General features: G+C 68.6%; 7 protein-coding genes and 1 pseudogene. 4 read left to right on the forward strand and 4 right to left on the reverse strand.

Going from position 1 to position 8,860, the window contains the following annotated elements; all coding sequences use genetic code 11:
• Positions 1-133: 133 nt before the first annotated feature.
• The 4 genes from mltB to GVL12_RS21160 are packed head-to-tail and all read right to left on the reverse strand — an operon-like array spanning position 134 to position 5,230.
• Positions 134-1,222: a lytic murein transglycosylase B gene (gene mltB / locus GVL12_RS21145; RefSeq protein ID WP_159917537.1), complete on the reverse strand. Its 1,089-nt coding sequence runs from the start codon at positions 1,220-1,222 to the stop codon at positions 134-136.
• Complete coding sequence (locus GVL12_RS21150) at positions 1,219-3,288, reverse strand: DUF3488 and transglutaminase-like domain-containing protein (protein ID WP_159917538.1); 2,070 nt, start codon at positions 3,286-3,288, stop codon at positions 1,219-1,221. Before GVL12_RS21150 ends, mltB begins: the two co-directional genes overlap by 4 nt.
• Complete coding sequence (locus GVL12_RS21155) at positions 3,285-4,313, reverse strand: DUF58 domain-containing protein (protein WP_159917539.1); 1,029 nt, start codon at positions 4,311-4,313, stop codon at positions 3,285-3,287. Before GVL12_RS21155 ends, GVL12_RS21150 begins: the two co-directional genes overlap by 4 nt.
• Positions 4,310-5,230: a MoxR family ATPase gene (locus GVL12_RS21160; protein ID WP_159917540.1), complete on the reverse strand. Its 921-nt coding sequence runs from the start codon at positions 5,228-5,230 to the stop codon at positions 4,310-4,312. Before GVL12_RS21160 ends, GVL12_RS21155 begins: the two co-directional genes overlap by 4 nt.
• An 88-nt stretch (positions 5,231-5,318) precedes the next feature.
• On the opposite strand from GVL12_RS21160, the gene GVL12_RS21165 reads away from it, so the two are divergent.
• The 4 genes and pseudogenes from GVL12_RS21165 to GVL12_RS21180 form a co-directional block, all read left to right on the forward strand.
• On the forward strand, positions 5,319-6,224 hold the full coding sequence (locus GVL12_RS21165; protein WP_200843969.1) for a histone deacetylase family protein: 906 nt from the start codon (positions 5,319-5,321) through the stop codon (positions 6,222-6,224).
• 45 nt (positions 6,225-6,269) lie between these two features.
• Entirely contained in the window at positions 6,270-7,094 is an 825-nt protein-coding gene (locus GVL12_RS21170) for an enoyl-CoA hydratase (protein ID WP_200843970.1), read from the forward strand.
• Positions 7,091-8,434 carry a mechanosensitive ion channel family protein gene (locus GVL12_RS21175; RefSeq protein ID WP_159917542.1) on the forward strand — a complete coding sequence of 448 codons (1,344 nt, stop codon included), beginning with the start codon at positions 7,091-7,093 and terminating at the stop codon, positions 8,432-8,434. Before GVL12_RS21170 ends, GVL12_RS21175 begins: the two co-directional genes overlap by 4 nt.
• 135 nt (positions 8,435-8,569) lie before the next feature.
• Positions 8,570-8,860 (forward strand): annotated as a pseudogene (locus tag GVL12_RS21180) (electron transfer flavoprotein subunit beta/FixA family protein); the annotation flags it as partial.

The following is an 8,860-nucleotide window of genomic DNA, read 5'->3' on the forward strand; positions in this document are numbered from 1 at the left end:
AAGGAAAGAAAGTGATGAATATTTCAGCACCGAGGCCCTTGAAAAAGGGCGCTCAGCCGCCATGCGGGCGCGGTGAAAGGGCGGCCCAGGCCCTTCGACCCTTCGACGGGCGTCTGTCCCGGAGTGGGTCTGCTCAGCGCGCGCGGGGCGCGCGTGCTGCCTCGCGTGCCGCGCGGACTTCGGCGCCCAGCTCGATCACCGACAGCGCGTAATAGCTCGACCAGTTGTAGCGCGTGATCGCGTAGAAGTTCTCGGTGCCCGCGATGTACAGCGGCGCATCGGCGCCGTTTTGCAGCTCCACCAGCGCCAGCGGGCCGTTGTGCGCGTTGCCGGGCGGCTGCACGCGCGCGCCCAGCGCCAGCATGCGCTCGGGCGTGAACGTCGGCAGGATATCGGGGCCCAGCAGCTCGCTCATCTGTTCGGGCGTGCTGTCGAGCGCGACCGGGTAATGGGTCGCCATGCCGGGCTTCCAGCCGTGGGCTATGAAGTAGTTGGCGACCGAGCCTATCGCATCGACCGGGCTGGCGAACAGGTCGATGTGGTCGTTGCCGTCGAAATCCACGGCCCACTTGACCCAGCTCGAAGGCATGAACTGGCCCAGGCCCATCGCGCCCGCGTAGCTGCCCCGCAGCGCGAACGGGTCCATGGCGCTGCGGTGCGTGAAGCTCAGGAACTGCTCGAGTTCGCCGCGGAAATACGCGGTGCGCGCCGCGGCCCGGGGGTGGGCCTGGGGGAAGTCGAAGGACAGCGTGGCCAGCGCGTCGATCACGCGGAAGTTGCCCATCTGCTGGCCGTAGACGGTTTCGACGCCGATGATGCCGACGATGATTTCCGCGGGCACGCCGTATTCGCGTTCGGCGCGCGCCAGCGCCGCCGCATGGGTCTGCCAAAAGCGCACGCCCGCACGGATGCGCACCGGGTCGATGAAGCGGCCGCGGTAGGCGTTCCAGTTCTTCGCCGTGCCCTGGGGCGCGGGCGTCATCAGCCGCGGCACCTGGGGCAGAAAGCGCGCCTGGCCCAGCGTCGCCTGGACCCAGGAAAGCGGCAGGTCGCGGCGCGCGGCGATATCGGCCGCGAACTGCATGGCTTCACTGCGCTCTGCGTAGGGCGTCGTGCCCTGCACCGCGCTGCGCTGTTTCGCGGTCTGCGCGAAAGCGGGCAGGGTGATGGCGGTGGTGCAGGCCGCGAGGCAGACAAGGGCGGTGGAAAGCAGTCTTTTCATGGATCTTGGGGCCGACCGGCGCGTGGCCAGGTCAGGGATTTGAATTCGCGCCGCAGCTCGGACAGGTGCTGGGCCGGGTGGGCATCGGCGGCGGGGCCGGCGTAGCGCTGGCGCTCCAGGCGCAGCAGCCAGTCCGCGATCGCCGCCGCATCGTCCCCCCATTGTGCGCTGGCCAGTGAGGCCATCGTGCGCGGTGGGGCATGCGCGGGCAGCGTGAGGCCGGCCTGCTGCAGCCGCGCGTGGGCCTGGCGCCGCAGGCGCTGCCAGCCGTCGGCGGGCGCGCGGCGCGCGCGCCACAACCAGGCGCAGACGGCCAGCGCCGCGACGCCGGCCAGGCCCGCGAGCCATTGCAGCAGCGTCTGCCATGAGGGCGATGACAGGCCCAGCTGGCGCAGCAGATCGGATTGGCGGGTTTGCGTGTAGTTCAGCACCCACTGGTTCCAGCCGTTGTTCATCGCTTCCCAGGCCGCGCGCAACTGCTGCACCAGGCCGGGCGCGATGACGCTGTCCATGGCCTGGCCGAAAGCGCCGCGCGGCGGTGCCAGGCGCTGCAGTTCGCTGGTGCGCCCGGGCGCGACGGCCGTGGTCGGGTCCACGCGCACCCAGCCCCGGCCCGCGAGCCAGACTTCGGCCCAGGCATGGGCGTCGCTGTTGCGCACGGTCCAGTAGCCGTCGACCGGGTTGACTTCGCCGCCCTGGTAGCCGGTGACGATGCGCGCGGGAATGTCGAGCGCGCGCATCAGCACCACGAATGCCGAGGCGATGTGCTCGCAAAAGCCCTGCTTGCTGTCGAACCAGAAGTCGTCGGCCGTGTGCGCGGCGATCACGCCCGGCTCCAGCGTATAGCGGTAGCCGCCGGTGCGCAGGCGCGCGAGCGCGGCTTCGACCAGTGCCGCGTTGGCCGCCGCGGCGTCCCCGGCCCGCTGCGCTGTTCCCAGGTTCGTGCGCATCTGCGCGGCCAGCGCAACGGTGCGCGGGTCGGAGCCATCGGGCAGCACCGTATAGGCGGCAAGCGAAGGCCGGGCCTGCAGCGGGCCGTGCTGGAAATCCACATGGCTTTGCGCGCGGTAGCGCAGCACATCCGTCACGGGCCGCTGGCTCAGCCATTGCAGCTGGGGCGTCATGCGCGCGCGCTGGCCCGGCAGCTCGGGCGCGGTTTCTGCGGCGTCCAGCGTCAGCAGCCAGCGGCGGCGGTGCGGCTCGAGCGTGGCCTCGTACGATATGGCCGGGCCATTGACCTGCAGTTGCGCGGTCTGCTCATCGGCTTCCCAGGTGTCGGGGTTGAAGCGCGGCGCTTCACGCCACTGGCGGCCGTCGAAGACCGACAGCACCGGGCCGCGGAAATACAGCGCCGAACGCGGCGGCTGCGGCGCGTCAAAGCGCACGCGCAGCGCGACGCTGTCGTCGAGCGCCAGGCGCGCGACCTCGCCCACGGTCATGTCGGGCGACAGGCCGCTGCGCCCCGCGAGGTCATCGCCAGGCAGGCCCCACAGCGGCGCCATGCGCGGGAACAGCACGAACAGCACCAGCATGACCGGCGTGCCCCAGAGCACGAGCTTTGCCGCGATGCGCGCCGACGCGCTCAGCGGCGGCCGGCCCACGGGCAGATGGGCGTTGACCACGGCTGTCAGCAGGCCCAGCAGCGCGATCAGCAGCGCCGCGGCAATCGGCAGCGACTGGGAGTGGAAGAAGTGGCTCAGCAGCGTGAAGAACGCGAGAAAGAACACCACCAGCGCGTCGCGGCGCGCGCGCATCTCCAGCGTCTTGAGCGCGAGCAGCAGCACGACCAGCGTCACACCCGGATCGCGCCCCACGAGGCTGTGGTGCGTGAGCCAGGTCGCACCCACGGCCAGCAGCAGCAGCGCGCCCATGACCCAGCGCCCGGGCAGCGGCTGCGCGCGCCAGGCCAGCAGGCCGCGCCAGACCAGCAGGCACAGCGCCAGGCCCAGGGTCCACCAGGGCAGGTGGCTGGCATGCGGAGCGATCACCCAGGCCACCACCGCGAGCAGGAACAAGGTGTCGCGCGTGTCGCGCGGCAAGGCGTCCAGGCGTGCACGCAGCGTCATGGCGTGGCTCCAGGCGGTGCATACACCGCGAGCGCTTCCAGGCAGCGCTCGCGGTGGGCCGCGCCGCTGTCGGGCGCAAGGCGCACGGCGCCGGGCAGCTCCAGCCCCCACTGCAGGCCCTGGCGATCGGCGGCCAGCACCCAGGCCGTGAGCCGCGCGATGCGCGCTTCGGAATCGGCCAGGCCGGTTGCTGCCGGGTCAAGCCACAGGCGCCCGGGCTGGGCCTGGGGCCGGTCGCGGCTGACCAGCGCGCCGCCCGTGGCCCAGGCCTGGGCGGCTTTCTTCCACACGACCTGCTTGAGCGGGTCGCCGCGGCGGTAGGTGCGCACGCCGTCGAAATCCTCGGCGCCGGCGGCGCGCGTGCCCGCACGGCCCGTGCCCAGGGGGCGGGCGGGCGGCAGCGGCGGCGCTGCGGCCTCGGCTTGCGGGTAGACCAGCAACTGCGTTGCCGGGCGCCAATAGCTCCAGGCGCGAAAGCTGCCCAGCGGGAAACGGGTTTCGGCCGTGACGCGGGGCAGCAGGTGCCAGCCCCTTTGCTGCGGCACGAACGCCAGTTCGACCACGGCGCCGGCCTGCGCTGGCACATCGGTCCAGGCCCATTGCGGCGGGCCGTCGAGGTCCTGGGTCACGGCCAGCGCGATGCCGTGGCGCGCGCGCCGTCCGGGGTTGTCCAGGGTGATGCGCAGCGCGCAGCGCTGGCCCGCGAACACCGGCGCGGACGGCTGCAGCTGCAGCACCAGGCCGCGCAGGTTCGCATGGCCGACCAGCATGCCCGCGGCGGCGCTGCCGGCGAGCAGGAAGGTCAGCAGATAGCCGAGGTTGAGCTGGTAGTTGATGCTCGCGACCAGCAGCACGGCCAGCGTCAGCGCGAGCATCCAGCCGGCGCTGGTCGGCAGGATGAAGACATTGCGCTGGGTCAGGGGCAACTGGTCGGTGCGCGGCAGGCGCGCGAGCCAGCGGTTGTGCAGTTCGCGGCGCAGGGGACGCAGCGGGTTCCAGCCGCGGGCCGCTCGCGTGCCGCTCATGCGAGCGGCGTGGCGTCGAGCATGGCGCGCACCTGCTCGAGCGCGCCGCGCCCCGCATGGATGGCCGGCACCAGTCTATGGGCCACGGTCTGCGCGAGAATGGCCTGCACGTCGTCGGGGGCCACATAGTCGCGCCCGCTGATCAGCGCCTGGGCCTTGGCCGCGCGCAGCAGGCCTATGCCGGCGCGCGGCGACAGGCCCTGCACGAACCAGCGGCCCGAGCGCGTGGCGTCGATCAGGTCCTGCACATAGTGCAGCAGCGCGTCCGACGCATGCACGGCCAGTACCTGGGCCTGCAACTGCGCGAGCTCGCTGGCGTCGATCAGCGGCTGCAGGGAGTCCAGCAGGTCGCGCCGGCCATTGCCGCGCAGCAATTCGCGCTCGGCCGCGCGGTCGGGGTAGCCCAGGGAAATGCGCATCAGGAAACGGTCGAGCTGGCTTTCGGGCAGCGCGTAGGTGCCGAGCTGGTCCAGCGGGTTCTGCGTGGCGATCACGAAAAACGGCTGGGGCAGGCGGTGGCTGTGGCCTTCGACCGACACCTGCTTTTCTTCCATGGCTTCGAGCAGCGCGCTTTGCGTCTTGGGGCTGGCGCGGTTGATCTCGTCGGCAAGCAGCAGCTGCGTGAACACCGGGCCCGGGTGGAAGACGAAATTCTCCTGGCCGCGGTCGTAGATGGACACGCCCGTGAGATCGCTGGGCATCAGGTCGGCGGTGAACTGCACGCGCGAGAACTGCAGGCCGAAGGTATGGGCCAGCGCATGTGCCAAAGTCGTCTTGCCCACGCCCGGCACGTCCTCGATCAACAGGTGGCCGCCGGCGAGCAGGCAGGCGACGCAGTCCTGGACCTGCGCTGTCTTGCCCACAATCACCGTGTTAAGCTGATTCAGTAGCGATTGGATGTGGGGCTGTGCTTGCATGGCGCCACGTTAGCCGAAAAACGACTGCGGAGACATGACAGTGGGCAAGACGGGCTATTTTTCCCATCGGGAGTGCTGGAAACACGAAATGGGTCCTGGGCATCCGGAATGCCCGCAACGGCTCGATGCGATCGAAGACCGGCTGCTGATCTGCGGCGTGGGCGATGCGCTCGAGCGGCGCGACGCACCTGCTGCGCCGCTGGCCGATATCGCCCTGGCGCATGACGCCGAATACCTGCAGGCCTTGCGCGTGCGCTGCGAGCAGCTCGAGCAGGCCAAGCTGATCGGCGGCGCGCCCTATGCGCAGATCGATCCCGACACAGCCATCAACGCCCATACCTGGACGGCCGCGCTGCATGCCGCCGGCGCCGGCGTCGCGGCCACCGATGCGGTGATTGCCGGCGAACTCGAGAATGCGTTTTGCTCCGTGCGCCCGCCCGGTCACCATGCAATGCGCGACCAGGCCATGGGCTTTTGCTTCTTCAACAATGTGGCGATTGCTGCGCTGCATGCGCTCGAGCACCACCACCTGGAACGCGTGGCCATCGTCGACTTCGACGTGCACCACGGCAACGGCACGGAGAACATCCTTGCCGGCGATCCGCGCGTGCTGATGGTCAGCGTCTTCCAGCACCCGTTCTTTCCTTTTTCCGGCGACCAGCAGCCTGCGTCCAATATGGTCAACGTGCCGCTGCCGGCCTATACCAAGGGCATGGACATCCGCGAAATCGTCGAGATGATGTGGATTCCGCGGCTCGAGGCGTTCAAGCCGCAGATGATCTTTGTCAGCGCCGGCTTCGACGGCCACCGCGAAGACGACATGGGCCAGTGGGCGATGAACGAGCACGACTATGCCTGGATCACCAGCCGCATCAAGGACCTGGCGCGGCGCTATTCCAAGGGCCGCATCGTCTCCTGCCTCGAAGGCGGCTATGCGATGAGCGCGCTGGGGCGCAGCGTTGAAGCGCATCTGCGCGTGCTCGCCGATCTTTGAGCGCGCACGCCTTGCGGCCTTTGCTTTTTTCAGGGGGTTTTTCACATGCCTGACGCTTCCACGATGGCGGGCACCAGCGGCCCGGGTGCCGATCCGCTGGTGCAGGTACGACGCGATGCGCGCGGCGTCGTCACGCTGACGCTCAACGACCCGGCGCGCTTCAACGCGCTGGGCAGCCCCATGCTCGCGGCGCTGCAGTCGGCGATCGACAACGTGGCCAGCGACGCGTCGGCGCGCGTGCTGGTGCTGGCCGCACAGGGCCGGGCGTTCTGCGCGGGCCATGACCTCAAGGAAATGGCCGCGGCCAGCGATCTGGTGAGCCACCAGAAGTTGTTTGCGCAGTGCAGCCGGATGATGCTGAGCCTGCAGAAGCTGCCCGTGCCGGTGATTGCCCAGGTCCAGGGCATGGCCACGGCTGCGGGCTGCCAACTGGTCGCGCAGTGCGACCTGGCCGTGGCCAGCAGCGCGGCCAGCTTCGCCACCAGCGGCATACGCTATGGCCTGTTCTGCGCCACGCCCAGCGTGCCCCTGGTGCGCAACCTGCCGATCAAGAAGGCCATGGAGATGCTGCTCACGGGTGACTTCATCGACGCGGCGACGGCGCTGGACCAGGGCCTGCTCAACCGTGTGGTCGCACCCGATGCGCTGGGCGAAGCCGTGGAGCAGCTGGTGCAGGCCATTCTCGACAAGCCGCGCGTCGCCGTGGCCATGGGCAAGGCCCTGGTCTACCAGCAGCGTGAACTCGGCGTCGAGGCGGCCTATCAACTCGCGGGCCAGACCATGGCGGTGAACATGCAGGATGCCGACGCCCAGGAGGGCGTGAGCGCGTTCGCGCAAAAACGTACGCCGCAGTGGAGCGCGCAAACATGAATACCCGCGGGCTCGACGCTTTCGAACGCCTGATCGACGATTTCCAGCGCTCGAGCAGCTGGACCGAGTTTGCATTGCTCGCGCTGAGCCTGGCGCTCGCGTTCGGCATCACGCGTGCGCTGCGCCTTTACTACGGCGGTGGCACTTCGGTGTGGCTGGGCCAGACGACGCTCAATGGCGCGCTGTTTCCGCTGCTGTCGCTGGTGCTGGTCTGGTGCGCGCAGGCGCTGCTGTCGCAGTACCAGCCGGTGTTCTGGCTGCGCATGGCGGTGTCCATCCTGCTGTCGCTGGCGGTGATCCGCTTTGTCGTGCGCGTGCTGGTCAAGACCTTCCCGGACTCGACGGGGTCACGGCTGTTCGAGCGGATTTTCTCCTGGCTTGTCTGGGGCGTGGCCGTGCTCGCGAGCCTGGGCCTGCTGCCCAGCGTGCTGCAGGACCTCGACAGCCTGCATCTGTCGCTGGGCAAGACGTCGCTGAGTCTGCGCACGCTGATCGAAGGCGTGTTCTCGGCGGGGCTGATGATGGTCTCGGTGCTCTGGGCGGCATCGCTGTTCGAGCAGCGCGTGCTCAACCAGGTGATCACCGACCTGTCGATGCGCAAGGTCGCGATGAACATCATGCGCACCGTGCTGATCGCCGTGGGGCTGCTGATTTCGCTGTCCGCCGTGGGGGTGGATCTGACGGCGCTGTCGGTGATGGGCGGCGCCGTGGGCGTGGGCCTGGGCTTTGGCATGCAGAAGATCGCGTCCAACTACGTCAGCGGTTTTCTGGTGCTGATCGAGCGCGCACTGCGCATCGGCGACAACGTGCGCGTCGATGGCTTCGAGGGCCAGATCACCGACATCCGCACCCGCTTCACCGTGATCCGCGCATCCAACGGCCGCCAATCCATCGTGCCCAACGAGACGCTGATCACCCAGCGCGTGGAAAACCTCACCTATTTCGACCAGCGGTTTTCGCTCACCACGACCATCGTCGTGGATCTGGACAGCGATGTGGAACAGGTGACGGCGCTGCTGCTCGCCGCAGCCCGGTCCCAGCCGCGCGTGCTCGAAAAGCCTGCGCCTTCGGTGCTGCTGGTCGACATCCTGGCGTATGGCCTGCAGTTCACCCTGACCTATTACATCAACGACCCCATCAACGGCCAGGGCAATGTGCGCTCCGATGTGAACATGGCGGTGCTTGCCGGCCTGCGCGCCGCGAATGTGGCGCTGGCCGTGCCCCAGCAGCGGCTGTCCTGGCCCATCGATCCCGAAGCCCAGGATGCGGCGCGCGGCGAATGGCGCCCTCCGGCTGGGCCGGCCGGGAAAAATGGCGGTGTATCCACCGATAAGGCTTAGAATAGAACGATCGTTCTTTTTTCGCCTGTGCCCTGGCAGGGGCGCTGATCGCTGCATGGAATGCTGCTTTGCGGCATAAAATGTTTGAGGTTTACGTTTACGTCAATTCAACTCATAAATCGAGGAGCCGCAGCAATGAAGGTACTGGTCCCAGTCAAACGCGTCGTGGACTACAACGTCAAGGTCCGCGTGAAGTCCGACGGCACGGGCGTCGATATCGCCAACGTCAAGATGAGCATGAACCCGTTTGACGAAATCGCCGTCGAGGAAGCCGTGCGTCTGAAGGAAAAAGGGGTGGTCACCGAAGTCATCGCCGTGTCCTGCGGCGTGGCCCAGTGCCAGGAAACGCTGCGCACCGCCATGGCGATTGGCGCCGACCGCGCCATCCATGTGCTGACCGACGTCGAACTCCAGCCCCTGGCCGTG

This window comes from Pantoea sp. 18069 (genome assembly GCF_902706035.1).
In the GTDB taxonomy this organism is placed as follows: Bacteria; Pseudomonadota; Gammaproteobacteria; order Burkholderiales; family Burkholderiaceae_C; genus Comamonas.